General features: G+C 64.1%; 27 protein-coding genes. 14 read left to right on the plus strand and 13 right to left on the minus strand.

All coding sequences use genetic code 11. The features are described 5' to 3' along the window. Nucleotides 1-2 precede the first annotated feature (2 nt). The 7 genes from ACHL_RS20900 to ACHL_RS20930 form a co-directional block, all read right to left on the minus strand. A complete protein-coding gene (locus tag ACHL_RS20900) occupies nucleotides 3-473 on the minus strand; it encodes a hypothetical protein (protein WP_012623112.1) in 471 nt (156 codons plus the stop codon). Between the two features lie 200 nt (nucleotides 474-673). Next, nucleotides 674-1,606, minus strand: coding sequence for an HNH endonuclease signature motif containing protein (locus ACHL_RS20905; RefSeq protein ID WP_244266592.1), 933 nt, complete (start codon nucleotides 1,604-1,606; stop codon nucleotides 674-676). Between the two features lie 78 nt (nucleotides 1,607-1,684). After that, nucleotides 1,685-2,473: an A24 family peptidase gene (locus ACHL_RS20910; protein WP_012623114.1), complete on the minus strand. Its 789-nt coding sequence runs from the start codon at nucleotides 2,471-2,473 to the stop codon at nucleotides 1,685-1,687. 59 nt (nucleotides 2,474-2,532) lie between these two features. Further along, a complete protein-coding gene (locus tag ACHL_RS20915) occupies nucleotides 2,533-3,903 on the minus strand; it encodes a type II secretion system F family protein (RefSeq protein WP_012623115.1) in 1,371 nt (456 codons plus the stop codon). Then, nucleotides 3,900-5,129: a type IV pilus twitching motility protein PilT gene (locus ACHL_RS20920; RefSeq protein WP_012623116.1), complete on the minus strand. Its 1,230-nt coding sequence runs from the start codon at nucleotides 5,127-5,129 to the stop codon at nucleotides 3,900-3,902. Before ACHL_RS20920 ends, ACHL_RS20915 begins: the two co-directional genes overlap by 4 nt. Continuing rightward, complete coding sequence (locus ACHL_RS20925; protein ID WP_012623117.1) at nucleotides 5,122-6,408, minus strand: GspE/PulE family protein; 1,287 nt, start codon at nucleotides 6,406-6,408, stop codon at nucleotides 5,122-5,124. The genes ACHL_RS20920 and ACHL_RS20925 overlap by 8 nt, the downstream gene beginning before the upstream one ends. Continuing rightward, nucleotides 6,401-7,165, minus strand: a complete 765-nt coding sequence (locus tag ACHL_RS20930; RefSeq protein ID WP_043795028.1) for a hypothetical protein — start codon at nucleotides 7,163-7,165, stop codon at nucleotides 6,401-6,403. Before ACHL_RS20930 ends, ACHL_RS20925 begins: the two co-directional genes overlap by 8 nt. A 295-nt stretch (nucleotides 7,166-7,460) precedes the next feature. Between ACHL_RS20930 and ACHL_RS20935 the strand changes: the two genes are divergently transcribed. Then, on the plus strand, nucleotides 7,461-8,273 hold the full coding sequence (locus ACHL_RS20935; RefSeq protein WP_043795029.1) for a hypothetical protein: 813 nt from the start codon (nucleotides 7,461-7,463) through the stop codon (nucleotides 8,271-8,273). Between the two features lie 43 nt (nucleotides 8,274-8,316). On the opposite strand, the gene ACHL_RS20940 is transcribed toward ACHL_RS20935, so the two are convergent. After that, nucleotides 8,317-9,150, minus strand: a complete 834-nt coding sequence (locus ACHL_RS20940; RefSeq protein WP_012623120.1) for a hypothetical protein — start codon at nucleotides 9,148-9,150, stop codon at nucleotides 8,317-8,319. 37 nt (nucleotides 9,151-9,187) lie between these two features. Beyond that, complete coding sequence (locus ACHL_RS20945) at nucleotides 9,188-10,075, minus strand: hypothetical protein (RefSeq protein ID WP_012623121.1); 888 nt, start codon at nucleotides 10,073-10,075, stop codon at nucleotides 9,188-9,190. A 180-nt stretch (nucleotides 10,076-10,255) separates the two neighbouring features. Between ACHL_RS20945 and ACHL_RS20950 the strand changes: the two genes are divergently transcribed. The 4 genes from ACHL_RS20950 to ACHL_RS20960 all read left to right on the plus strand — a co-directional run bounded on the left by ACHL_RS20950 (nucleotide 10,256) and on the right by ACHL_RS20960 (nucleotide 11,946). Continuing rightward, on the plus strand, nucleotides 10,256-10,660 hold the full coding sequence (locus tag ACHL_RS20950; RefSeq protein ID WP_012623122.1) for a hypothetical protein: 405 nt from the start codon (nucleotides 10,256-10,258) through the stop codon (nucleotides 10,658-10,660). Between the two features lie 131 nt (nucleotides 10,661-10,791). Continuing rightward, complete coding sequence (locus ACHL_RS24350) at nucleotides 10,792-10,950, plus strand: hypothetical protein (protein WP_012623123.1); 159 nt, start codon at nucleotides 10,792-10,794, stop codon at nucleotides 10,948-10,950. Nucleotides 10,951-11,026: 76 nt separating this feature from the next. Continuing rightward, on the plus strand, nucleotides 11,027-11,218 hold the full coding sequence (locus ACHL_RS20955) for a hypothetical protein (protein ID WP_012623124.1): 192 nt from the start codon (nucleotides 11,027-11,029) through the stop codon (nucleotides 11,216-11,218). 89 nt (nucleotides 11,219-11,307) lie between these two features. Beyond that, nucleotides 11,308-11,946, plus strand: a complete 639-nt coding sequence (locus ACHL_RS20960; RefSeq protein WP_012623125.1) for a hypothetical protein — start codon at nucleotides 11,308-11,310, stop codon at nucleotides 11,944-11,946. 124 nt (nucleotides 11,947-12,070) lie between these two features. On the opposite strand, the gene ACHL_RS20965 is transcribed toward ACHL_RS20960, so the two are convergent. Then, nucleotides 12,071-12,748, minus strand: coding sequence for a prepilin peptidase (locus ACHL_RS20965; RefSeq protein ID WP_012623126.1), 678 nt, complete (start codon nucleotides 12,746-12,748; stop codon nucleotides 12,071-12,073). 164 nt (nucleotides 12,749-12,912) lie between these two features. Here ACHL_RS20965 and ACHL_RS20970 point away from each other — a divergent pair, with 164 nt between their 5' ends. Then, entirely contained in the window at nucleotides 12,913-13,608 is a 696-nt protein-coding gene (locus ACHL_RS20970) for a hypothetical protein (RefSeq protein ID WP_012623127.1), read from the plus strand. A gap of 48 nt (nucleotides 13,609-13,656) precedes the next feature. Here ACHL_RS20970 and ACHL_RS20975 read toward each other — a convergent pair whose 3' ends face one another. Both ACHL_RS20975 and ACHL_RS20980 read right to left on the minus strand, forming a co-directional pair. Further along, complete coding sequence (locus ACHL_RS20975; RefSeq protein WP_012623128.1) at nucleotides 13,657-14,778, minus strand: type IV pilus twitching motility protein PilT; 1,122 nt, start codon at nucleotides 14,776-14,778, stop codon at nucleotides 13,657-13,659. A 13-nt stretch (nucleotides 14,779-14,791) separates the two neighbouring features. Then, the gene (locus tag ACHL_RS20980; RefSeq protein ID WP_012623129.1) at nucleotides 14,792-16,510 is read right to left on the minus strand and encodes a GspE/PulE family protein; all 1,719 of its coding nucleotides are present in this window, start codon (nucleotides 16,508-16,510) and stop codon (nucleotides 14,792-14,794) included. A gap of 141 nt (nucleotides 16,511-16,651) precedes the next feature. On the opposite strand from ACHL_RS20980, the gene pilM reads away from it, so the two are divergent. The 5 genes from pilM to ACHL_RS24355 all read left to right on the plus strand — a co-directional run bounded on the left by pilM (nucleotide 16,652) and on the right by ACHL_RS24355 (nucleotide 20,374). Beyond that, on the plus strand, nucleotides 16,652-17,704 hold the full coding sequence (pilM, locus tag ACHL_RS20985; RefSeq protein WP_012623130.1) for a pilus assembly protein PilM: 1,053 nt from the start codon (nucleotides 16,652-16,654) through the stop codon (nucleotides 17,702-17,704). Next, a complete protein-coding gene (locus tag ACHL_RS20990) occupies nucleotides 17,704-18,549 on the plus strand; it encodes a hypothetical protein (protein ID WP_012623131.1) in 846 nt (281 codons plus the stop codon). The genes pilM and ACHL_RS20990 overlap by 1 nt, the downstream gene beginning before the upstream one ends. Continuing rightward, nucleotides 18,546-19,223 carry a type 4a pilus biogenesis protein PilO gene (gene pilO, locus ACHL_RS20995; protein WP_012623132.1) on the plus strand — a complete coding sequence of 226 codons (678 nt, stop codon included), beginning with the start codon at nucleotides 18,546-18,548 and terminating at the stop codon, nucleotides 19,221-19,223. The genes ACHL_RS20990 and pilO overlap by 4 nt, the downstream gene beginning before the upstream one ends. Nucleotides 19,224-19,407: 184 nt before the next feature. Continuing rightward, on the plus strand, nucleotides 19,408-19,962 hold the full coding sequence (locus tag ACHL_RS21000; protein ID WP_012623133.1) for a hypothetical protein: 555 nt from the start codon (nucleotides 19,408-19,410) through the stop codon (nucleotides 19,960-19,962). A gap of 232 nt (nucleotides 19,963-20,194) precedes the next feature. Beyond that, nucleotides 20,195-20,374, plus strand: a complete 180-nt coding sequence (locus ACHL_RS24355) for a hypothetical protein (RefSeq protein ID WP_139187257.1) — start codon at nucleotides 20,195-20,197, stop codon at nucleotides 20,372-20,374. On the opposite strand, the gene ACHL_RS21005 is transcribed toward ACHL_RS24355, so the two are convergent. Next, nucleotides 20,371-20,868, minus strand: coding sequence for a zinc finger domain-containing protein (locus ACHL_RS21005; protein ID WP_012623134.1), 498 nt, complete (start codon nucleotides 20,866-20,868; stop codon nucleotides 20,371-20,373). The two genes, ACHL_RS24355 and ACHL_RS21005, sit on opposite strands and share 4 nt — an antisense overlap. A 161-nt stretch (nucleotides 20,869-21,029) precedes the next feature. Between ACHL_RS21005 and ACHL_RS21010 the strand changes: the two genes are divergently transcribed. The 3 genes from ACHL_RS21010 to ACHL_RS21020 all read left to right on the plus strand — a co-directional run bounded on the left by ACHL_RS21010 (nucleotide 21,030) and on the right by ACHL_RS21020 (nucleotide 23,640). Continuing rightward, a complete protein-coding gene (locus ACHL_RS21010) occupies nucleotides 21,030-22,289 on the plus strand; it encodes a type II secretion system F family protein (RefSeq protein WP_012623135.1) in 1,260 nt (419 codons plus the stop codon). 250 nt (nucleotides 22,290-22,539) lie between these two features. After that, the gene (locus ACHL_RS21015) at nucleotides 22,540-23,007 is read left to right on the plus strand and encodes a prepilin-type N-terminal cleavage/methylation domain-containing protein (RefSeq protein ID WP_012623136.1); all 468 of its coding nucleotides are present in this window, start codon (nucleotides 22,540-22,542) and stop codon (nucleotides 23,005-23,007) included. A 147-nt stretch (nucleotides 23,008-23,154) separates the two neighbouring features. Further along, nucleotides 23,155-23,640, plus strand: coding sequence for a prepilin-type N-terminal cleavage/methylation domain-containing protein (locus ACHL_RS21020; protein ID WP_012623137.1), 486 nt, complete (start codon nucleotides 23,155-23,157; stop codon nucleotides 23,638-23,640). Nucleotides 23,641-23,707: the final 67 nt, after the last annotated feature.

A 23,707-nucleotide genomic window follows, 5' to 3' on the forward strand; every position in this document is an offset into this window, starting at 1 on the left:
GATTAGCCAGCGGGGGTCAGAGCAGCCAGAGCGGTTGCAGCCGAGGTGCCGGACTCGATCGGGGTAGGAGCAACGTCGGTGGCGAGGTAGGTCTTGCCGCTGCCGGAGGTAGCCGTGGCGGCCCAGTGGGCGCCATCGGACTCGATGACGACCTTGGTCAGGGCGTCGGCGGTCAGGAGGTTCCCGGTGCCGAGCTGGGCCTCCGTGCCGTAGGCAATCGGGCTCTGCTGGGCCTTGTAGGTGCCTTCGGCCGTAACCACGGCGCCGAGGTCCTGCTGTGCTGCCTTGTCCTGGGCGAAGGGGATGACGCCGAAGATGGAAGCCAGTACACCGGCGGTCAGGATACCGACCACGACCACGCCGACGAGGATCGAGGGCAGGTCGAAGGCACCGTCTTCGTTCTTGAAGGCGTCAGCAATGCGGACCTTAGCGGCGGACTTGGTTGCTTCGATGCGGGAGAAAGCCTGGGTCAAGGTATTTCCGTTTCTGTGAAAAGAAGGGTGAAGCCGGCGTTCCGGGATTCCCCGGTCTGCCTTTTCTTGGGCTCACATACAGAAGGACTTCACCGCGCAAAAACGAGAGCTTTTTCTCTGAAGATTTTCCGGACATACGAAAGAGGACGGCCCCAACCGATGGGGACCGTCCTCGTGAATTTGTCTTGCCTGGTCTTTCTTTAGGCCTCGGCGAGCCTGCCGTGATGTGTCTCCCGGTGCCAGGCGAAATAGGTCATCGACCGCTCGTCGTGTGCTAGGCATTTGCGGCCGAGGAGGTCCTCCATACGTTCCCCGACCTGCCCTGGGCCAGGCCTGCCGGCCTCGATAATCCCTCCGTCTCCAACGGTGAGGTAGCCGTGTTCGAACAGGGCGTCGCATCCGAAGAGGCACGCGAGCATAGACACGTTTCGGGTATCCATGCGCTCCTCCTCTGAGCAGGCGGAGCGGGGCTTGATGTGGGCGGCGACCAGCAGCTCCTCTGGAAAGGACTGCCCGCAGATGGAGCATGAGCTTCCCCGAAGCTGCAGCTGCTGGTTCCGCAGGTAGCGCTGCTCCGTCCGGACGGCGCCCATTGTCCACCTGTCGCTGGGGCCGCCGAGATGGCGGACGGCAGGCCGCCCGGCGGTGGGGGTCTCGTCTGGGTCGATCGCCAGGCCTGCCTGTTCAAGCAGACGCAGGGCAGCGTCGCGGTCCACTCCAAAGAAGAATCCCCGCCTCAGGTCCTTGTCCACGGTCAGAGGCCCGCTGGCCGGGGGAAGAGTATTCGCGACGACCTCCCAGGGAATCCGGACCTCGAAGAGCGGTTCGGTGAGGACCAGGACACCATCTGTATCAGCGGGTTCGGTATAGCCGCGCAGCGGCGGAACTGCCGGTGTTGGTGCCGTCGCGGCCCTGCTGATCCCGCGGATCTCGGGGGCGACATAGTGCAGGACAATGTCACCAGGCTGGACTCCGTTCAGGGTTTCCCAATGGTCGACGCGTTGGCCGGACCGTCCTCGCAGCGGGGCCCACAGCGTTCCTTCGGGGTAGGCGTCCGGGTAGTTGCCGGTCTGGGTGGCCCACCAGAAATTCGCGGCGGGGCTGACGGGGACGCCCGGGGTTTTGCTGGTCATGTCCTCATTCATACAGGAAAACGCAAGGACGCCCGGGGAAACCGCAAAGGCCTCATCCGGGCGTCCCTAATTGACGCGCTAGATCCCCAGCACCTGGGCCAGGCTCCCGTAGACGCCGATGGCCAGAACTGCTGCGACGGCCATGAAAGGGGCCATGGCAACGTGCTTGGTCTTGCTGCCAGCCAAACGGGCGGTGACCATGGCGACCAGGCAAAGGGTGAACGTGAACAGCAGCCACATCATGGCCGCGATTGGAGAGACGGCCGCGAGCAGGGCCGCGGGAATAGGGGAGAGCTTGATGTCGCCGCCGCCGGCAAACTTCGTGAACACGGCCAGAACCAGCATGAAACCGAAGGATGCAGCACCCCCGATCAGGGCGGGGACCAGGATTGCGCCGGCTGGACTGATGACCTGGGTGGCGACCAGAAGCAGGGCGGCCGCAGCGCCGAAGACGAGGTTGTGCCTGTTCCGAATCAGCTGGGTGCAGTGGTCCAGGTAGCCGAGCAGGCCCAGGCCGGCTCCAAGCACGAAGGTCAGGGACAGTAGATGCACGGGCAGGAAAAGGACGGACACTGCGGTCGTGGCGAGGGCGCCGACGATGCCCCACACGGTGGCGACGAGCCAGTCCTGGCCGGTCAGCGGGCGGAGGCCTACCTCATACGGCTCGGATTCGTCTTCGAGCTTCTCGCGCACCTCCGCGGAATCCGTATCGTGAGCCATCGCCGACTCAAGGTAATCCTCTTCAGTTTGGACTTCGGCGGCCTCGCTGGGCAGAGGGGCCGGCTCCTCAGCGTCCGGGTGCTCAGTGGGGAGGAGTGCTTCGGGTTGGATGTCGATAGGGACTGTGTCTGTAAGGACGGTGGTCACTGGGGTTCCGATCTGTGGTCTGGGTACTGGTATGCAGGGGATGTGTGCGGCGGGGCGGCTTATCCGCCGCCCAGCTTCATCAGGGCCGGGTAGATGGCGTACATGGGCAGGACGATGGCGACGATGAGCAGGCCGGCGACGCCGTAGACCATGTAGTTGATGATCGGGTCCAGGGTCTTGGACAAGGTCTTGAGCTGGACATTGGCTTCGTTCCGGTACTCCGGAGCGAGCTCGTTCATGATCTCGATTTCCTGGCGGATCGAGGGGGCAGATCCGAGGAGGTTGCGGGCATCGCTGGGGACGAGCTTGGTTTTGATGAAGTCCTTCAGCGGGAGGCCGTCGTTGAGCATCTTTTCGGCGTGGGTGATGCAGTGGTGCTTGAGCGCTTCGTTGCCGCAGCCGTTCGCTGCGCTCTTCAGCGACTGTGGCTCGCCGATACCGGTGTCCAGGTTGGCTGACAGCAGCTGGAAGAGCCGACTGGTCGCGGCGAGCTGAACGATCGGACCGATCCCGAAGATCCGGATCGAGACCGTGTCCATCATGATCTTGAACCGTTCGGACTTGCGCCCCAGGGTGACCCAGTAACACATGAACAGAATGACGGCCACGATCACACCTCCCAGCGCCCACTTGGTGACTTCCGCGACCTGAAGGATCACCAGGGTCATCGGGGGTGTCTCGGCGCCCAGGGAGGCGAACGTGGAGATGAAGCCCGGGATGATCACGGTGACGGCCGTGAAGAGCAGCCCGATACACATCGCCATCATGAAACCGGGCTGGATGAGATTCATCAGCAGCTCCTTCTTCACGTTCTGCGACTCACCGAGCAGGGTGGCGGCCACCTGCAGGTTTTTTTGGAGCGCCGTGGATGTGTGGCTGGCCTCGATGAGTTCGCGGACGGTGCGGGGCAGGACCTCTTCGGCCATGAGCGCCTGTTTGAAACCGGCGCCGTCTTCGCGCATGGTCTTGGCGGCGTGCTCGTACGCGCGTCCGATTTCGTACTTGTGGTACTGCTCGCCGACGATTTCCAGTGCGCGTGCCTCGGATTCCCCGACGCGCAGGACCATGGTCAGGGCGCGCAGGGACCGGGCGATGAGCTCCGGCTTGGACTTCTTGCCCTTGTACAGGACGAAGACGGCTGCCTTTTTGAGCGGGACGCCGTTCTCGTCGTACCCCAGGTCGCCCTTCTTAGCCTTCTTGTCTGCCTTCTTCTTCTTGGGCTTGCTCGCGTCCGTTTGTTCTTGAGCCGCTGGCTTTTCCTTGACCGGCTTCGGCTGGTTCTTCTCCGTGGAGGAGTCGGATGGTTGCTTGGTCCGCCTCTTGAAACCCCGGCGGCGGCGGGCCGGCGGTTGTTCGATGCCGGCGAGGTCCTCCACCGGTATCTGGAGCTCGGCCGTGGGCGGGGTGGCCCGTTCGAAGTCGACGCTCATACTGCCACTCCCATGTCGTAGATTCCGGCACGCCTGAGGGTGGCTTCAAGGTCGTCTGGTGCTTTCGCCACGGCCATGGCCGTCTTGCCGGTGATCTTTCCCTCTGCCACGAGGGTGAATAGGCTGTGCTCCAAGGTGAAGCTGCGCCTCTCGCCGGCTTGTTTATCCCCGTCGATCTGGGCACGGATCAGGTGTGAGGAGTCCTTGCGAATCAGTTCACTGAAGTTCGTGTTGTTGACCAGCACCTCGCGGGCGGCCTGGAGCCTGCCGTCAACGGCGGGCACCAGCTTTTGAACCATGATGGCGAGGAGCGACTGGGACAGCCTGGAGCGGACCTGGGCCTGCTCGTCTGCGTTGAACTGGCCGATGAAGGAGTCCAGCGCTTCGGCGATGGAGCCTGCGTGGGCTGTGGTGATGACAAGGTGGCCGGTGGTTGCTGCGTGCAGGGCGGCCTTTGCCGTCGCGGGGTTGAGCAGTTCGCCGATCACGATGATGTTCGGCTTGGAGCGCAGCGCGTCCTCAATGGCGGTGGGGTAGTCCAGGGCGTGGGAGCCGATCTGGCGCTGGATTATGGAGGTCGCTCCGATTTCCTCGTGCACGAACTCGGTCGGGTCTTCAACCATGTAGATGTGCTTGTTGTAATGGCGATTGACCATTTTGATCAGGGCTGCGATCGCTGTCGTCTTCCCGGAACCCGTGGGGCCCTCGAGGATGATGAGCCCGGAATCCCTGTGCATCAGGTCCTGAATGATCTGCGGCACCCCAACTTCATTCGCCTCCGGGATGACGTTCGGGATGAGACGGAAGGTGACGGTGACGCCGGCGTGGGACTTGCGGAAGGTTCCGCGGACCCGGTAATTGTCGGTGGCCATCGCCACGGAAACGTGGCCGCGGGGCTCCAACGGGTTGGGCCGGCCGTCGGTGGCTTCGATGAGCCAGGCCTCGATGTCCTCGGCTGTGAAGATCCCGTCAGGGCCCTGGTCCATCACCAGGTTGCCGCTGCGCACGCGCCGCACCGGTTTCCCGGGATGAATGTGCATGTCCGAGACGCGCATCTCGCCGCAGCTGTCGATCAGGGCGTGCAGTCTGGCCAGGGGCACAGAGGAAAGCACCAGTGCGGTGCCTCCCCGGGGAGCCGGGGCAAGGGCCGGAGGTGCGGCTACGGGGGCAGCCGCGGCAGTGGCTTCGGACTGGCGCTGCTCGCGCCGGGTCAGCAGATCATTCACCGATGACCCTCCGTGCCTCTTCTTCGTCGGTGATGCCCTGGGTGACCAGGCGTTCGACGTCGGCGGCGAACGTGGACATGGAATTCGTTTCGGCAAGCTCCCGCAGCTGGCTCAGGGGCTGGTTGGTCATGATCGCCTCGGTGAGTTCGTCGGTGATGGTCAGCACCTCATGGATGGGGATGCGTCCCTTGTACTTGGTCAGCTCGCTGCGGCCGTCCCAGTCCGGGTTCAGCTTGCCGATCAGGCGCTGGGATACGACGCCCTTTACGGAGTCCATGACGGACAGCGGCGAGTCCACAGCAAGGTCGATCAGCCGCAGCAAGGCGGTGACGTTGTTGTTGGCGTGGATGGTGGTGATGACCTGCCGCCCTGCTTTGGCCTGCCGGACGCCGGCCGCAGCGGTGGCCTGGTCCCGGATCTCGCCCAGGAACAGCGTGTCGTAGTCGGAGCGGACCAGCGCAGGGAGCAGCGCGTCGAACCCTGCGCCGTTGTCCTCATCGACCTCGAGCTGGATGAGGCCTGGCAGGGTCCTCTCGACCGGGTCTTCGACGGTCCAGACGGTACGGGTGGGTGTGGCGACGTGCATGAGCGCGGCGTGCGCGGTGGTTGTCTTGCCTGAGCCCATGGGCCCGGCGATGATGATCATGCGGTTGGCGGCGCCGAGCAGGTCGTAGAACAGCTGAAGGTTCAGCGGGGAGAAGTCGAGATCGGTGAGCTGGCGCAGCAGCCCAGACGGGGGCAGACGCATGACGATGGCGTCCCCGCCGTCGGCGGTGCGGAACGCAGCGACGCGAGCCTTGCGCTGCTCACCGTGAACGTCAACCAGGTAGATGGTCTCTTCCGGGGCGAAGCGGCCGCTGGTCGCGAGTTTTGCCTCGGCCTTGAACTTGCCGACGATCACCCGTCCCTGCATGCCTTTGACGCAGCGTACCGGGCGCATCCGGCCATCGACACGGGCAGCGGCGGTAAGGATCATGGCTGCGTTATCGAAGTTGAGCAGCAGGTCCGAAGCGCCCATCTTCATGCACTCCTGCACGATTTCTTCCAGCCAGGTGTCTTTGTCCGGGTCCGTCTGGAAATAGTTCTCCGGGAGCTCGTCCTCCTGAACTTCAGCAACCGGGGCAGGAGTGTTCCTGGGGATGAACGGCCGATCGGTTTCCCCAACCTCATTCGCCGCGGAAAGCAGGGCGACGGTGGGCAGGCTCCGGTCGGCGAATTTGGATTCGGCCCGGTGGCGGGGGAACTCGGAGCTGCGTCGTTCGGTGACTCGTCTAGCCAACGAGGGCCTCCTGCTTGTCTGCGATGGCGGCCAGGCGTGACTGGAACTTGTTCAATGCGCGCCGGTGCAGGATGGAGGAGCGGGGGTCAAAGCCCGGGTCGTGCAGGAACGCGGCGATCAGCGAGGTCTGACCGTTGTTGGGCCGGCTCCCGAGGACAGCGTTGGCAATGGCCAGGATTTCTTCCCGGACCAGTCCGAGGCCGGTCAGCTCCACGTCATTCGCAGCATGGGTGAAAAGGTGGCTCATCCGGACCCCGCCGGGCTCCGCGAAATACCGGATTGCGTGGCGGAGGCTCTCCCGAAGGTGGGCGGGTGCCAGAGGAGCGAGGACGTCATAGGTGACGTCTGCTGCGTCCTGGACGGTTACCAGCGGCTGGCCGGTCTCGGTGGCGTTCGAGTCGAAGAGTACGTCGTCGGTCAGTTCGACGCGGAAGTGGGCGCCAGCGGCCGCGAGCATTTCACGCTTGAGCATTTGGGACAGGTAGGCCCACGGGTCATCGGCGCGCAGAAGGTACGCGTGCGCGAAATCCTTCCGGAGCAGGGTGAAGGCGGTGTTCGAAACATCAGCCGGTTCGTAGGTGACGCCGTATGTGTTCTTCAGCGTGCCGGCAAGCGGGCCGCCGATCCGTGCGCTGATCTCGTCGTAAAGCCAGTTTCCCTGATCGGTGCCCCACCAACGCCCGTAGGCAGGATCCGACATGGGCATTGCCGCCAGGACGCTGAGAAGTTCTGTGGGTTCCCCGGAGAGCTGAGACACGGGACCCGGTGTGGTCAGGACAGGCAATTCATTCCCTTCGGCGCAAAATGACTCTTTCGGCACCCCCCAGGCCCATCAAGGAACATGCGTAGATTTCGCTACCGGGGCTGTCCGATTGGCCGAATATTTGCGCGGGATGGGACTTCTAGGTGCGAAAGCTGCACCTGAAGTTGAGACCCGGCTGGCTTACAGATCTCCCTATGCGCCTCGCTTCACGACGGGCCTTCGCCGCAAGCGGTGTTAGGCACGGTTGAGCGGTGAGTAGGCTTGAGATGAGGGGGATGACGCTGTGGGGATGAAGAAGGAACCATTCGACGGACGGCTTTTTTACGCCGGGCTGATCGCTGTGCTGGTGGCGGTCTTCGTGTGGCTGGCGCGGAACGTGCTCGTTGAGGCATCGCTGTTCTTCCTGCTGGCGGCGGTCTTCGCAGCCCTTGTGTACCGTGTCGTCGCTTACTCAGTCCGCGCCTTCGGGGTGATGCAATGGTCGTTCCTGCTGATCTACTACTCACTGCTCTCCGTCGAGGATGATCTCGGCCTTCCCGCGGCGGGCCCCTGGTTCATGGGGTTTCTGGTCGGGGCCCTGGCAGCCGGGATCTCATGGGTCGGCCCTGGAGCAGGTACCGAACTCAGACTAAAAACTCAGCGCGGCGCCAAGGGTTCCGTCTTCCCGGGCGGCTGGCGGCCAGCCCTGATCACCTCCGGCAGTGCGCTGGTGCTTCTCGGGCTGGGCTCAGCCCACCTTGCTTACCAATCGCCGACGGTGCCCGTAGCGGCGGTCCTGGCCGGCGCCGCGGTTGCCGGCTGGGCCTTGTTCCGGTTCGTAAAGTCGGTGCAGGGCAGGTTCCTGCCGCTTTTCGCCATACCGGTCGTCTTCTTTGTGCTGGCCTTTATCGGCGGTGCGACCGACCAGCCGGCACTTCCCCTTGTATGGACCTACGGCGCCCTGGCAGGCATCCTGATCGGCGGGACATACTGGAGCGGCCCCGGCTTCGGGGCTCCCCGGCCGCCCTTTGCCGGCCAGGGCCCCCGGCGGAGGAGAAGGAAGAGGCGGTCAAAGCCGAAGCAGGTCCAGCCCGAAGCGCAGGCCGCAGGAGCTGCCCAGTGAGCGGGCCATCGTCTTCGAATGGCTCCGGCCGGGATCGGCAGTTTCAGGCGTTGGGTTTGGTCCTGGTCGAGGACCTCGGTTTGCCGGACATGTAGCCGGCCCGGACGAGTCGCTTGCGGATGGTCTCCCATTGCTGGCCGGTCGCCCGTTCCAGCTCTTCACGGCTGGCGCCCAGGAGGTACCAGACACCCAGCAGGGCCTGGTAGGCGTTCGCGTCCTGGGACGTGGCAGCTTCCGTCCCGGCCGTCTGCTCCAGGAGGTGTAGTTTCTCGACGTCATCGTCCGGAACCTTGACAGGCGGCAGCGCGGGGCGGGTGGCCCGGTGCAGGGTCGGCTCGTTCCGGTGTGGCGCGTCGGGGTACGGCGGTGCCTGGCCTTCGCCGGATCGCTGGTGCTGGTTCACAAACTTAAAGATGGCCTTCGGGTGCGACCCCAGGGCGTGGGCCAGGGAATAGGCGTCCCAACCTGCAGCCTCGGCGTTGTGCAGGGCTGCAAAGTAGTCCGCGACGGCTGTCTTGATGCCGGAGGCGGTCCGCTGCTCCGGGTCGGCTTCCACGGCGCGGCTGAGGCGGGAACGCAGATCCGCGGCGATTGCCAGATCCAGGTCCCGCAGGGGAATGGCGCTGAGGGATTTGGGCCGCGGCGGAACCACAATGCCGGAGGTGGTCACCTCTTCGGGGACGCCAAGGATGGCCAGGCGGACGTATTCGTGGGAGACGCCATTGGCTTTGCCCAGTTGCCGGTAGGTCCAGCCGGCACGGTGAAAGTCGCGCAGGGCAGCAGCGTAAAGCGGGCGGAAAGCCTCGTCGTCCTGCGCGTTGGCCTGCAGCTCAGTCAGCTGCTCCCAGGGATCGGCTGCGGGGGACAGGGACACCATGGAGTGCTCCTTTCTCCGGGGCATCGTCAAGGATACGTTACACGCTGTGCGAATCTGTCAACTGAGAGACGGCTGCAGGTTGCGGCCATCCCGGCAGCTGAGTTGGCGTGTACCGGCTCATGCTTGGAGGTGTCTGGGCGTAGCCGTGCCGGATGGCACGTGCCCTCGCGCCTCCGGGTTTGTACCCGCAGGCAGAGTCCAGGTCGGGCCACGAGACGTTGTCCTCCTTGAGGCCGATCAGCAGCGCGGAGAGCTCTTCGGAGGCCAGTCTGCCCTGGAGGGCGGACTCCAGCGCCCGGACCTGTTCCGGGCTGGGGTTTGAGCCAAGCCTCTTTCCCACGGACTTGGTTGCTGTCCTGGCCCGATCGGCAAGACGGCGGAGCCGTTCAACTTCGGCCTCATCCAGCTTTCGTCCCTCCCGGGGCGCGGGGCGTTCCTTGACCAGACGTGTGAAGGTATCAAACGTGGGGGCCTGTTCGCCGGTGACGTCCACGGGGGTCTCTGCGATCTGACGTAATCGCTCACCGCTTACCTCAACAAGGGCCCCCAGAATGTTGTACGGCCAGCCAGCGTCATGGTGGGCGGCGCGCAGGATGGCGACAAGTGCCTTCTCGGTCCGGGTCCGCCGGAGGCTGACTTCATCCTCGTGTTTGCGGAAGGCGGCCACGGACGCTGCCGGAAACACAGAGCCCAGCTCGTGTCGTGGCATCTTGTGCCGGGCAGCTGCCGGGAAGCGCGCGATCCGCTGCAGGCGTTCACGGGAAATGCCGAGCGCGGAGGCAGTTGTGCGGCGGGACCATCCGGCGGCGTCGGCCGCCCTGATGACGACCGCCAGGCGGCCGTTGGCCCAGGCATCATTCGGGTCCAGTGCTGCCCGGAACCCGGTGAACGCTTCCGTGAGAGCCTTCACCTGCGCCGGAGGCATGGGAAAGTGGTCCTTTGGTCTTGCCACTGTGGCCCCTGCCCTGTTCGCCTGAAGTACCCACTTACTGTATGCCACCGCGATTTTGACAACAAGCGGGCGTGCTCAACCGGCCCGTGACGCCCGCCAGCGGCCGGGGCGCATAGAGCAGACCATGAAGCAGGAATCCCTCGGAGTCCGGGCATGATCCCGGCGCCGGTCCCGGTCTTTCCGATAGTGGCCATTTTGGTGGCTGCCGCCGGCGTGTTTTTCTATGCCTCGTTTCTTGCGGGCCGGGGAATTTCGCGCTCGGACCGGGGCTCGGCGGCGTGGAGGCGCACCTTCGCCGTGGCCATCGCGGCCGCCGTGCTGGGGGTGGCAACATCCGCCTTCCTGGTGAACATCCTCGCCAGCCATGACCGGAACTACAACATGGTCGTCTGGGCGTCCCTGGCCAAGAACTACGGCGTCCAGTCAGCCATACCGGATCAGGGCCTCAAGGAGGGCGTTCCGTTCGCAGCAATCGTGAACGGAAAAAACGTCCAGTGCACCCTCAACCTGCCACAGACCGTGGTCTGCGACGGGGAGACAGTGCCAGCGAACAGCTGACCGGCCTTCGTCTACGCATGTTCCTGTGCAGAGGCAAGGGCCGAACCGGTTCCTGCTGATAACCGGTCACCGTTTTGCAAAACAACCCGGTCCGGCACGCAAGTGCCGGATCACCGACAAAAGGAGCATCCATGGATCGCCTTCGCAGTGAATGGGCCAACACTTCCGCCAGGAGCCGGGTTATCCTCGGCGTCGTTCTGGGCGTCGCCCTGGTCGTCCTGGCATTGTCCGTGACGGGAGTCATCGACATGGCCCCGGTTCAGACCGGCGTAACCCAGATCAAGAAGTAGCCCGACCGCAAAGGCCCCGCCATGAGAGATTCCGGCGGGGCCTTTGTCGTTCCCGGCGCATGAAATACTTCCCCCTATGAGCGAACCATTGAAGGTAACCCTGTCACTGTCCGAGGAAATGACACTGGGCCATCTGGCCGCGTTCGTCCGCCATGCGCAGCTGGGCGGTGTGGAGCGTGACGCCCTGGCGGTGCTGGAGCGCGACGTCAACGAGGACATAACGGGTTTCAGCTTCGCCCTGAACAACTCCGAGCCCGGATTCAACTGAGTCCTGTCGTCCAACGAAGGCGTGGGCCGCCGACCCCGACCCGTGGGTACGGTCGTGACCGCCAGGCTCACGAGGTGTATCTTCGCCCCATGGGCGACGATACATTCGACATCGATGCGGAATTGGCCAAGAAGGACGCGGAGCAACGTGCCGCCGCCTTTGAACGGATGAAACTGCAAAATCGGCTAGCCGCCTGGAACAGCGCCACTGGCGCTATAAGCCACATCAAACTTTATCGCCTGGGCGATTCTGTCGCCGACGCCTTCAAGCAGTTCGTGTCACGGGGTGGAAAGATCAAGGAGGACAGAACCGTCTGGTTACCTCCGGAGCACCCACAGTACGGCAATGTAGTCCTTGACGAGTCCTGTATGAAGGTGCCCCAGCTGGTTCAGGTAGCTACCCGAAATGAGACGAGTCCCTACGCCGCTGAGACCCGTCAAAAGGAATGGGAAGACGCATGCGCAAAAGTCCGGGCCCGCGTCGCCGCGGAATGGGACACCAAATTTCCGCGACCCGGTTGTCTTGAATTTGTCGACTGGGATTTCGAGGGCGCCCACAAGTATGGGTGGGTGATTTTCGATGAACGGGCAGGCGTTGCATATCTCTTTCACGATCATCGTGGCAGCTACGTCCCGTCTCTCGAAGAGATCCGAAAAGAGCTAGTAGACGCCCTTTATTACCAGACCCGAAAAGGCGACGCGGCCGGTTCTGCAGACCAGACTGAGTGAACCACTCACCTGCCGTGCCGCACCCGGCGCGGGAGAGCGGCGGAGCCGTACAGCCCACGCAGGTTGAGTTGAACTGTCCTCCGATCAAGGGGCATCATCTGGCGCGCGGCTGTAGGGGACCCGGCTAGAAGAGGGACCCGCGGCTGATGGGTTCGATGACGCCCGGCAGCAGCAGGATCAGCAGCGCGCCGGCCACCATGTAGGGCCCGAAGGCGAACTCCTGCTTACGCCGGCCGGCGAACATCAGCGGCAGGGCCACGAGACCGCCCAGCATCATGGGCAGAAGCAGCGCGCCAAGGGCCGCCGCGTACCCGGACTCGAGGCCGCAGACCAGGCCCAGCACCCCGCCGAGCTTCACGTCGCCGAAGCCCAGTCCGCCAGTGAAAAAGGCGACCAGCCACAGGACGGCGAACGCTGCGGCCATCGAAATGGCCGCAGTGAGCGCGGCGGTTACGGTGATCGATCCGGTAACAGCCCCGACGGCGACGGCCAGGCCGAAGGCCGGGTACATGGGCAGCACAATGGCGTTGGGCAGCCGGTGGGTCTTCCAGTCGATGACGGCGAGGAAGACCAGGGCAGCGGTCAGAAGACTGATCATTCCCGCCACCAGTGGACCGCGGCCGGCGTTGACCCAGAAGCCCAGCATGGCCGTGCCGGCTGCCACCGCGGCCGTCGGAAGACCGGTCTCCAGGTTCAGGACTGAGGGCAGCCAGGGCTCATCGACATCGGGGATGATCTCGACTTCCTCGGCCGTCAGGGCATCGGGCAGCGGGGTGCCGGCTGGGGTGGTGTGGATCGTCAATGAAGCTCCTTGAAAAGTGCGGTTCCGTGGGTGCCCGGCGCGGCAAATGGTGGCAGTGTGGCGTTGGTGTCAAAAGTGCAGACTGTTACACTAAGCATGTCGGTGTCTGGGCCGACCTGATGATCGCCGGGGAACGAACCGGCAAGAGAAGAGCTGCAGCGATTATGGGCAATGCCACCGCGGAGACCCTCTATAGAATTGCCGGCCGGAAAGCGGCCCAGGGCCACGGATGGGACGCCCTGAACGCGCAGCTCGCCGGCGACGCACTGTTCATCGCCGCGGAGATGGAGAAGTCCCCCCGTTCCCTCCTGGACCTCAGTCCGCTCAGATCCCTTGACTTCCCCGAAACGGGCCTGGCCGGTGTCGCCGCCGCCTACCGGCGCCAGCTGCTGACCGGTCTGGACAGCTGGGGTATCGCCGGCGCCGTCGCCCAGGCTCTGCCGGCCATTGAGCTGACCGAGGCCCCGCTGGATCCTGCCGAGGCCGGTGCCTTCGCCGACACGTGGCTGGCCGGACGGGACCTCGCCGCGTTCGCCGCCGCGGAATCCGCTCGCGCTGGCCGGTTCGCTGCCCTGGCCAACCGGCTTTACGCCGCGGGGGACTACCCGGCTGCTGGCCGGAGTGCCCAGGCGGCCGACAGGGCGGCCCTCGCCGCGCACTACGGCGCCGAAGCGGCAGTCCTCGGGGACAGGCACCTGGCAGCGCTGCGCACGGCACTGCTGCTGGCGGAGGATCTCCTCACATCCGGCAGTCAGCCGGCGGACAGTGTTGAAGCCGGACGGCAGGCGCGACGGGTCCACGACGAGGTCAACCTCACGGATAAGCCCATCCATTGGGAAGCCGTCTCCTTCCTGTCCTAACGTCACTCAACAACGGCCCCGTCCCGGCAAAGGACGGGGCCGTTGGTGTCAGTTGCGGCGGCCCGCGGCCTTCTGGCGGTGGTAGGAGCCCGTGACGATCTCCGCGTCCAGCGCTGTGCTTTCGTTGATGATCCCGTCCATGACCAGGTTGACCAGGGAGACCTCGAACGGGATCGAGCCCGAGTCCTTGGCGAGCAGCTGCCCGGCGATTCCCTCGGTGTTGTTGTTTTTGATCATGTTCGAGATGGCCTGGTTCATCATCAGCACCTCGGTCGCGACGACCCGGCCCTGTCCGCCCTTGACGGGCAGAAGCTTCTGGTAGACGACCCCTCGCAGGGAGCGGGCCAGCTGCGCCCTGGTATCGGCCACCCTGTCTGCCGGCATGGCCTCCAGAATGCGGGCAGGCGCATCGGCGGTCGATCCGGCGTGCAGGGTGGAGAACACGAGGTGGCCGGAGCTGGTGGCCGACAGCGCAGCCGACATAGTCTCCGGGTCCCGCATTTCACCAACCAGGATGATGTCCGGGTTTTCACGCAGCGCGTCTTCCACTCCGAGCGCGAAGGAGTCCACGTCCCGGCCCACTTCGCGCTGGACGACGAGGGATTTGCCGTTCGAGTGCCGGAATTCGATCGGCGCCTCGATCGTGGTGATCTTCTTGGCGTACTTCTCCTTCGCCAGCTTGATCAGGGCGGCCAGCGAACTGGACTTGCCCGAACCGGTGACACCAATGAACAGGTAGAGTCCGGCCTCGGCGTCGATGAAGGAACGGATGACCTCGGGCAGACCCAGATCATCGAAGTCGGGGACCACGGAGGGGATGGTTCGGAAGACGGCCATGGGCACGCCGCCGGCGATGGCGAAGTGGCCACGGAAGTTTGCCCGTTCGGTGGAGTAGGAGAAGTCCAGGCGCTTCTTTTCCCAGAATTGCGCCCATTCCTGTTCCGAGACCATCTGCCGCAGGATCTTGCTCAGCGAATCCGCGTCAAGTACGCGGGTGATCCCTTCGAGGTGGACCGTCTTGCCGTAGACGGTCGCCCAGGGCACCGTGCCGGCGACCAGGTGGAGGTCTGAGCCCTTCATGTCCAGGGCCCGGTAGAGCAGAAAGTCCACGGCATTGGCCTGTGGGGGAGCGGGTGCTGTCTCGATGGGGGCGACGGCTGTTGCTGTCATGGGTGGTTCCTTCCTAGTCGATCAGGATGTGGCTGCGGACTTCGGCGAGGCTGGTGAGCCCTTCACGGACTTTGAGGAGCCCGTCGTCCTGGAGGGTGAGCATCCCGTTCTGCTTTGCGGCCTCGGCAAGGACCCTGTTCGGGACGTCCTCCGTGATGAGGTCCCGGATGTGCCGTGGAAAGGTCATCAGCTCGTGGATGGGGAGCCGGCCCTTGTAGCCGACGCCGTTGCATTCCCGGCAGCCGTGCTGCGATGGCCCGTACCAGATGGATTTGCCGGTTTCAGGGTCCACAGCGGCCAGGTCCTCGTTGGTGAGCTTGAAGTCCAGGATCATCTCCCGGTCGGGAACGGCGTTGACTTTGCAGTGGACACACAGACGCCGGGGGAGACGCTGGGCGCAGACGGCACGCATCGAGTCGGCCAGCACCGACGGGCGCAGGCCCATTTCCCGCAAACGCAGGACGGAACCGGGGGCGTCGTTCGTGTGCAGCGTGGACAGGACGAGGTGGCCGGTGATGGCGGCCGTCACCGCGGTGTGGGCGATGGCGTCCTTGTTGATTTCACCGACGAACAGGACAGAGGCGGCCGACCGGAGCACTGTTTCCATGCCGCCGTCCCAGGTCAGCCCCTGGCCCTCGTTGATGCTGACCTGGGTCATGCCGTACGGCAGCTTCATTTCCACCGGGTTCTCCAGGGACACGATCTTCCGGCCCTGGCCCATCAGGGCATCGAGGGAGGCGTAGTGCAGGGACGTCTTGCCCGAGCCCATGGGGCCCACGGCCAGGCAGATGCCGTTGGGTTGGTTGATGGAGCGGCGCCACTGCGACTCGGTGTCTTCCGAGAAACCGATCTGGCCCAGCTTCCAGGCCTCCGAGGCGCCCATACGGAGTGTGATCGCCTCGCCCCAGACCGCCGGCAGGACGGCGACGCGCAGGTCGTAGGTTTTGCCCTTGTACTCGTGGCTGATGGCGCCGTCCTGGTTGACCAGCTCGCTGGAGGAGAGCCGGGCCCGGGTTTTGATCAGCCCGGACAGCCGCGGGGCGAGTTCCTTGGGCTGGTGGGGTTCGTTACGGAGCTTGCCGTCGACGCTGTACCTGACGGTCAGGTGGGTGGACGCCGGCTCCAGATGGATGTCGGAGGCGCCGGCCTCCAGGGCGCCTTCGATGATGGCGTCCAGGGTGTTGACGATGTTGCCTTCCTCCCCGACGACAACCAATGAGGGGCGGAAGGTTTTGGCGGCCTCGGTGGTGACTTCCTTGGCGGCCGCCTTTCCCACCAGTGCTGCCTCGATCGAGGTCGAGTAGAACCGTCCCACAGCTCGGGTGAGCTCATTCTTTGACGAGTAGACCGGCAGGATGTTCTTTCCGGTCTTGCTCTGGAGCTGTTTGGTGACGTTGACGTCAAGGGGATTGACGCAGGCGACCGTGAGGTCATCTCCATCCAGGGAGATCGGGATGACGTTGAGTTTCCGGGCGACCTGGAAGTCAAGCAGGCTGATGAGGTCTTCGGAGATCTCCAGGTCATCATCGAGCGGCTGGTAGGTCCAGCCGTACTGGAAGGCATGCGCCCCGCTGGCCTGCTGATGGGTGATGCGGTCCTGTCTCCGGAGGAAAGCCAGGACCTTTTGCCCCTGCGCAGCCGCGTTTGCCTCGGCCGCCCTGAACTCCTCGGCCGCGAGGATATTCCGGGACACGAAGTACGTTTCAAGCCTGCTCGTGGTGAGGGTGCTCATGTCTGTTTGGCATTCCTGACTTCTCTGGGTGTCACTGCCAAACATGCGTAGACCCGGGGAGGACGGCCGTCCCGTACCGTCTACGCATGTTCCCTGCTGAAGAGTCCTGAACGTTTTCAACAAGGAAGCAGGAAACCCGCATTGGCTGAAAAAGTCATTGGCATCGACTTCGGGTCGACGGGCCTGAAACTCGCCGAAGTGAGCATCGAAAAAGGCGCTGTCACCGTGGTCAAGCAGGCGTATATGCCGCTGGATCCCGGTGTGATCAGCGGTGGCGGCATCAAGGCGGACAACGTGGAGCTCGTGGCTTCCGAACTGAAGGCGTTCCTGGCTGCCAACAAGTTCACGTCCAAGGACGCCGTCATGGGGATCAACTCCGCGGCCGACGTGTACGTCAACCGGGCCATCACCCCCTGGCACGAGCCGAAGAACTTCCAGACCGCGCTTGGCTTCGACATCATCGCCGACGACGGACTGCTCCTCGGGGCACCGCCTGAGGTCATCATCGACGCGGTGGTCTTCAAGGAGTTCACCGACGCCAACGAGAAGCGCAAGATCGATGCGCTGCTGATCGGCGTCGGGCAGAAGCTGGTGGAGCTCCAGCTCGAGGTCCTGCATAAGGCAGGGTTGAACGCCGCCGGCGCCGACCTGGCCGGTATGGCTTCGCTGCGCGCCAGCTGGATCGCTTCCCGTGCCGAGGGCGTCCTGGACGTCCTCGTGGACATCGGGCACGAGGTCACCTCCGTGCTGATCCACGAAGGCGGAAAGCCGTATGCGCTGACCCTGTACCGCGGCGCTGCCGGCGGGGAGCTGAACAAACTCATCTCGGCAGGGCTGCAGGATGACGATCCGGAGCGGGTCGTCAAGGAGAAGGTCAGCTACAACCGGCACTTCGCGGTGCAGCAGGCCATGGACGACTACGCCTTCAAGCTCACGTCCATTATCTCCGGCGCCATCGAGAGCTACCAGAGCACGCGGCCTGAACGGGCCCAGGTCGCAGGGCTGACCCTGATCGGCGCAGGGTCCCTGGTCACCAACCTGCCCGCGACGCTGCAGGAATCCACCGGCCTTCGGACCATGACGGGCCGGTACGCCATCGACATCGGCGGCGATCCGGAACGGCACCACCTCGGTCCGATCCTCAGCACTGACTACATGGCCGCTGTCGGCCTGGCGATGGGAGCAACAGCCTGATGGCAACAATCACCACAGGGAACGGCCCGGCGAAGGCCACAAAGCACAAGCCCGAGCCGCGCCCGAAGACTCCCCGGGAGCCGAAGGCCACGAAGCCTCCTGTCCAGAAGGAACCGCCGGCCCCGGCATGGGCCTCGCCCGTCAAGCCGTCGCTGGTTCTGCTGCCGCCCAAGGCCCGCGGGCTCAAGGCACGCCGCCGCGCTGTGCGCCAGGCAATGCTCATGTCGCTGGGCATGCTCGGTCTCACGGCGGCCGCCTACGTGGTGGTGCTGGCCGGAACTGCGGGGGCGCAGGCGGAGCTAGACAAGGAAAAGACGATCACGAACCAGGCGACTGCCTACCTCGCCCAGAACCGGGACGTGCAGAACTATGCCGACGGTTTCATCGAGAGGAAGGTCGCGGTCGGAACTGCCCTGGAAGATGACGTCGCGCACTCGCGGGTCGTTCAGGCCATTTACGGAGCCAACTCGGTCGGTGCCGTCTTCACTTCCATCAAGACCGCGCCGGCCGATTCACCGTGCATGTCCTCGAGCCCGTTCGCGCCCTCCACTTCGCTGGGCTGCGTTGATGTCGCCGGCAAGGCCCCCAACGTAGAGGCCGTCGCGCAGCTGGTGGCATCGCTGAACAAGAACAAGGACATGCTCGCCGAGCCGTACCTGACCGAGTCCACGGTGACTGAGGGCGGCATCTCCTTCAAATTCACTGTCGGCCACACCAGTCAGGCGCTGTCGCTGAAGGGCGACAAGTTCAAGCCCTCACCCGAGGAGCTCTCGTCCATCGATTCCCCGACCGCGGCCACTGATTCGGCCGCAACGGGCACGGAAACCCAGGGAGCATCCAAGTGAACGGATCCACCTCCAAGAACATCGCCCCGTACATCGTTTCGGGGATTGCCGCCGTCTTCCTGATCGTCATCGCCTACGCGATGTTCTTCGTCCCGAAGATGAACGAGTCCAAGGCACTCGTCTCCTCCGCCGCCACCGCGCACGCCAGCAATGTGGCCCTGACTGCGAAGGCCGACAAGCTCGAGGCGATCGCCAAGAACCTGACACCGCTCAAGACCCAGGTGGACCAGTTCAAGAAGGCCTTCCCCTCGGGTGCCGAGCAGCAGAACATGATTGATGCCATCAACGCAGCGGCATCCTCGACCGGGGTGACCCTGACAACGCTGAACCCCAACGTGCCGGAACCGGCAAAGGATGAGGAGAAGGCACCAGCAGCCTCGGCGGCGCAGGCCACCCAGGTCGGCACCGAACTGCCCGGGCCGGCACCGGTCGCCGCTGCCGCAGCGACCCAGTCTGCCCCGGGCTCGAACTCACAGCTCGGCACGGTCAACCTGAAGATCGACGGCAAGGGTGACCTGGCCGCGGTACAGGCTTTCCTCGTCAAGATCGAGAACCTGGAGCGGCCGATCACGGCGCACGAGCTGCAGATCGAGAAGCAGGAGAACGGGTACCACGTGATGATCAGCGGTACGACGTTCCTGGCCGCACCGCTGGTTGAACCCCAGGGCAAGTAAGAGCGGAAGACCGGGCGTACCTTTCGCAAGGAGACCACGCGCAATTCAACCAAAAGGGCACCGTGTCACGGAACAATTTCCGACACGGTGCCCAAGTTGTTACACGTGGACTTGCAAATCGTCAAGTCTCTCACGTAGTTTGTCATTTAAGAAGTATTCGGTATTGACAAACAAAGGATTCATCATGAACAGCATCACCAAGGGTTTCGGGGTTCTCGTACTGACGGCAGCAGTAGCATTCGGTGCGTCCGGCTGCTCGCAGAAGACTCCGGACGCGGCCCCGAGCCCGACCGTTGACGCCAAGGAGCTCACCGGCGGAAAGGCCGCCGAGGCCATCAAGGGTTTCGTGGCCGCCGGCACCTCCGACGAGGTCGCTGCGGCCGTCGCCAGCCAGGCTACCGCCGATACTTTCGCGCCTGCAGTGAAGTTCCTGGACAAGGACGCCGCTTCCGAAACCGTCCAGAACACCGTCTCGGAGTTCGTGCTGGTGAAGATGGCCGACCCGAAGGCCGCCGTTTCGGTGGACGTTGACGAGTCCAGGGTTGTCGTGGATGGTCAGAAGGCTACTGTTCCGGTGGAAGCTGTGACGGTTTCAGCTGGCGGCAAGAAGGTTGCCAACAGCGATGCTCTGGCTGATTCGGTAAACGACCTGGTTTTCCGTGACGGTGCCTGGGTTATCACTTTCCCGGCTGCTGCGTCGGCTTCCCCGAGTGCTACTCCGAGCGAATCTGCCAAGTAGTTCACAGCCTGTCCTTTCCGGGTCTCCGTCACAGTACTAATGTGTGCGGCATCCGCATTTCCGCTACCCGATTCGGGGTGCATCAGCTGGTTTTTCATGCCCTTTTTCACTCCCATAATGTGTGCGGAATCCGCTGCTCCTGTCACCGCTGAAACCGGTCGTGGGGCGGCGGTTTTGCGTGGTGGTTTGTGCCCCTTATGTGTGTGGAATCGGCGCTACCCGGCGACAGCCCGTGGGGAGGAAATCGACGCATGTTCCCCAGTATGAAGAGGAATCAAACCATGACGAGTTCAGTCCGTCGGCCGGTCCGCAAACAGGCCAGGCGATGCGCCGTGGCGCACCGGCAGTGGTTGCCGTCCTGATCCTGCTGGCACTTGTCGGCAGCACCCTGGCCGGGGCCCTGTCCTTCTAATCGGTCAGCGGTTCCTCGCAGGCCTTGCACTCACGGCGCTGGCCGACGGTTTCCTCGGTGATGAGCAGCAGCCCCTCCGGGTCGCTGTCCCACTTTGCCGCCACGATCGAGCACCATGCCGGGTGATAGACGGTCCCGGTCTTCATCACATAGACCTGCCCGGCCTCGAGCCGGGGCGAGCGGTCCATGCGCAACCTGGTCGGCCGGACCGGGATGATCGGCCCCAGCTCCTCGGCCTTCTGGTAGGCCTGCTTGGCGCTCCTGACGGTCTTGGTGGCGGAGCTGCGGGAACCGGCTCCCTGCTTCGGGGCGGCCGCGGCCCGGTGGGTGCGGGAGAGCTTCCGCAACCCGCTGCCAGGAGTGTTGTCGAAGCACGGTGAGCCTTTGCTGGCCCCGCAGGTCGGGCAGGGGGAACTGTTGCGCTGCTGCTTCCTCTGCCGGGTGCGGACAACACTTCCGCCCAATGACGCGCCGGACTGACCTCGAAGACCCATGATCCAATGCTACGAAGCGATCGGACGGGATCCCCGAACGGACCTCGGCGTGCCTGAAAGGCTGTTTCTGCGGGGGTCGCCCTGGCGTCTACGCATGTTTGCGGGTAGACGACAGCCCGAGGCCCGACGCCGCGGGGGATACATCGACCCAGGAGCAAGCATTGACGACCACCGCGGTAGCGCCAGCTAAGAAGAACCAGACGTTCGCGTTCCGGGCCGAGGGCGCCGACGGCAAGCCAAAATCGGGCACGGCAGTAGCGTCCTCCCGTGAGTCGGCCATCGCAAAGCTTGCATCCAACCCTGAATACACATCGATCCTGTCTGTCCGGCAGACAGGTACGACAGCCGTCGGCAAGAAGTCCCGGCCCAAGGCCCGCGCCATGGTCGCGGCCAGCCGGCAGCTGGCGATGTACCTGGAGGTCGGCTACGACGAGAGGGCCGCGATCGCGGAAATCCTTGATGACGGTGAAATCGGCGACATTGTCCTGGCCCACGGCCTGTCGGAGGTGCTCAAGGACATGAGCTCCGAGGGCATCAAGATGCACGAGGCGATGGCCAAGCACCCGTACATCTTTCCGGACCTGATGACGAAGACCCTCGCGGCCGGAGACAAGGGCGGGTTCGTCGCTGACGCTGCCAACCAGGTCGCCGATGACCTGGAGAGCGAGGATGAGCAGCGGGCCAAGGTCAAGAAAGCCCTGACCTACCCCATGGTGGTGCTCGTCCTGTCCTCGGCGATCTTCGTGTTCCTGATGATGTACGTCGTTCCGAAGTTTGGATCGATGTACACGGAGCTCAGCCACGGCAAAGCCCAGCTGCCCTTCCTGACGCGCCTGGTCATGGGCGTCTCCGCCCAGATGGCGTGGGCGGTCCCTCTGCTGGTAGTCATCGGCGTGGTCGGGTCCATCTGGTACAAGCGGAACTCCAAGGAAACGAAGGTCCGTGAGTTCGTTGATCCGCTCAAACTCAAGCTGCCGGTGTTCGGCAAGCTGTTCCGCGACATTGCCCTGACCAAGTTCTGCCGCATCATGGCATCGCTGTCAGCCAACCACGTCCACATCACCGACGCCCTGGCGATCACCGCCGGCTCCGTCGGGAACGTGGTCATGGAGAACGCGATCATGAAAGCCCGCGACGGCAAGCTCAAAGGCCAGTCCATTATGGAGCCGCTCCGGGAAGAGCCGCTGTTTCCGAAGATGCTGCTCAAGTTCCTGGCCCTGGGCGAGGACACTGGCGAAACCGACAAGTCCCTGCGGGCCGTCGGCAAGCTGTACGAACGCGACGTCGACCACACCACCAACAACATGGAGGCGTACGTTCAGCCGATCTTCCTCATCGGGATTGCGGGCATGGTCCTGATCATCGCCCTTGCAATCTACCTTCCGTACTTCAGCTTGGGCGACGTCGTCAGCCCGTATTAATCATAAGTGATAGTTAGCAATCACATTATAACCACTCGACAGCGGTAGGAGTGTCCTGAACGGGCGCTCCTACCGCTGGAGTCGTTCCCCTTACTGCCCCTGGTGATCCTCCACGCGCGAAAGAGGCATCTCCCACTCGCCGGTGACCTATTGCGGGCGTATCTACGCATGTTCCCTCATGACGGGCAGTCAGCCCGATAAGACGTCCGGGTCGCGAAGCTGAATACCCGGTTCGAGAAAGGCAAGAATTTTGGGGAATATCGCCCGACTCCTTGATCCGAATGAAGCCCGCGCCCGGGTTACCGCCAGCCCTGGGAAGAAGCGCAGGGACGCCGGATTCTCGCTGATCGAAATCATGGCCGGCATGGCCATCATCGCCATCCTGGCCTTGGCCATCCTGCCGCAGTTCGCCAAGTACTTCGAACGCGCTGCCGTGCAGAACCTGTCCGCGGAAGTCTCCAACGCCGCCCTGACGGTCGAGTCGGACTTCTCGCTGACCGGCAAAGCCAAGTACGTCGAAGCCAACGTCGACGCCTCCGTCGCCTCCGTCAACAAGAGCGCCGAGTCGACCCTGGCCGCGACCGTGGACGGCACCGGCTTCGGCTACTCGATCCTGGCCTCCAACACGGCGGTCACCAACTACTGCGTGAAGTACACCAGCGCCGGTGCCACCGCCGGCCTGAAGGTCACCCCCAAGGGTGCCACCGCCTGCGTCTAATCACCGGAAACGAGACCGCCGCCCCACTTTTGGTGACCGGCGGCGGTCTTTCCAAATATCTACGCATGTTCCTTGTCGTAGGCACTCCCGCCCACAACCGACTTCCGGGCCTTGAGCGTTGCAGCCCGAAATGAGAGAGGTCTCACCTTGAGCAATATTGCAGGACTCCTGGATCCCCAGGCAGCACGCGCCCGGATGGTTTCCCGGGACGCTGCCGCACCCGCCTCCAAGAAGCGCCGCGACGCGGGCTTCTCGCTGATCGAAATCATGGCCGGCATGGCTATCATCGCCATCCTGGCTTTGGCCATCCTGCCGCAGTTCTCGAAGTACTTCGAGCGTGCAGCGGTGCAGAACCTCTCGGCCGAAGTTTCCAATGCCGCCCTGACGGTGGAATCCGACTTCTCGCTCACCGGCAAGGCCAAGTACGTCGCGGCCAACGTGACGGCCTCGGTCGCATCGGTGAACAAGAGCGCCGAGTCCACCCTGACGGGTGCCGTGGACGGCACCGGCTTCGGCTACACCATCGCCGGCACCAACCAGGCAGTCACCAACTACTGCGTGAAGTACACCAGCCAGGGCGCAACAGCTGGTCTGGTCGTCACGCCCAAGGCCGGCGCAGCAACCTGCCCGTAGCCTGACCCTCACTGTCTGCGGCCGGCCTCCCTTTCACCCGGGGTCCGGCCGCAGACGAGGCGGCCTA

The sequence above is a fragment of the Pseudarthrobacter chlorophenolicus A6 genome (assembly GCF_000022025.1).
GTDB lineage: Bacteria > Actinomycetota > Actinomycetes > Actinomycetales > Micrococcaceae > Arthrobacter > Arthrobacter chlorophenolicus.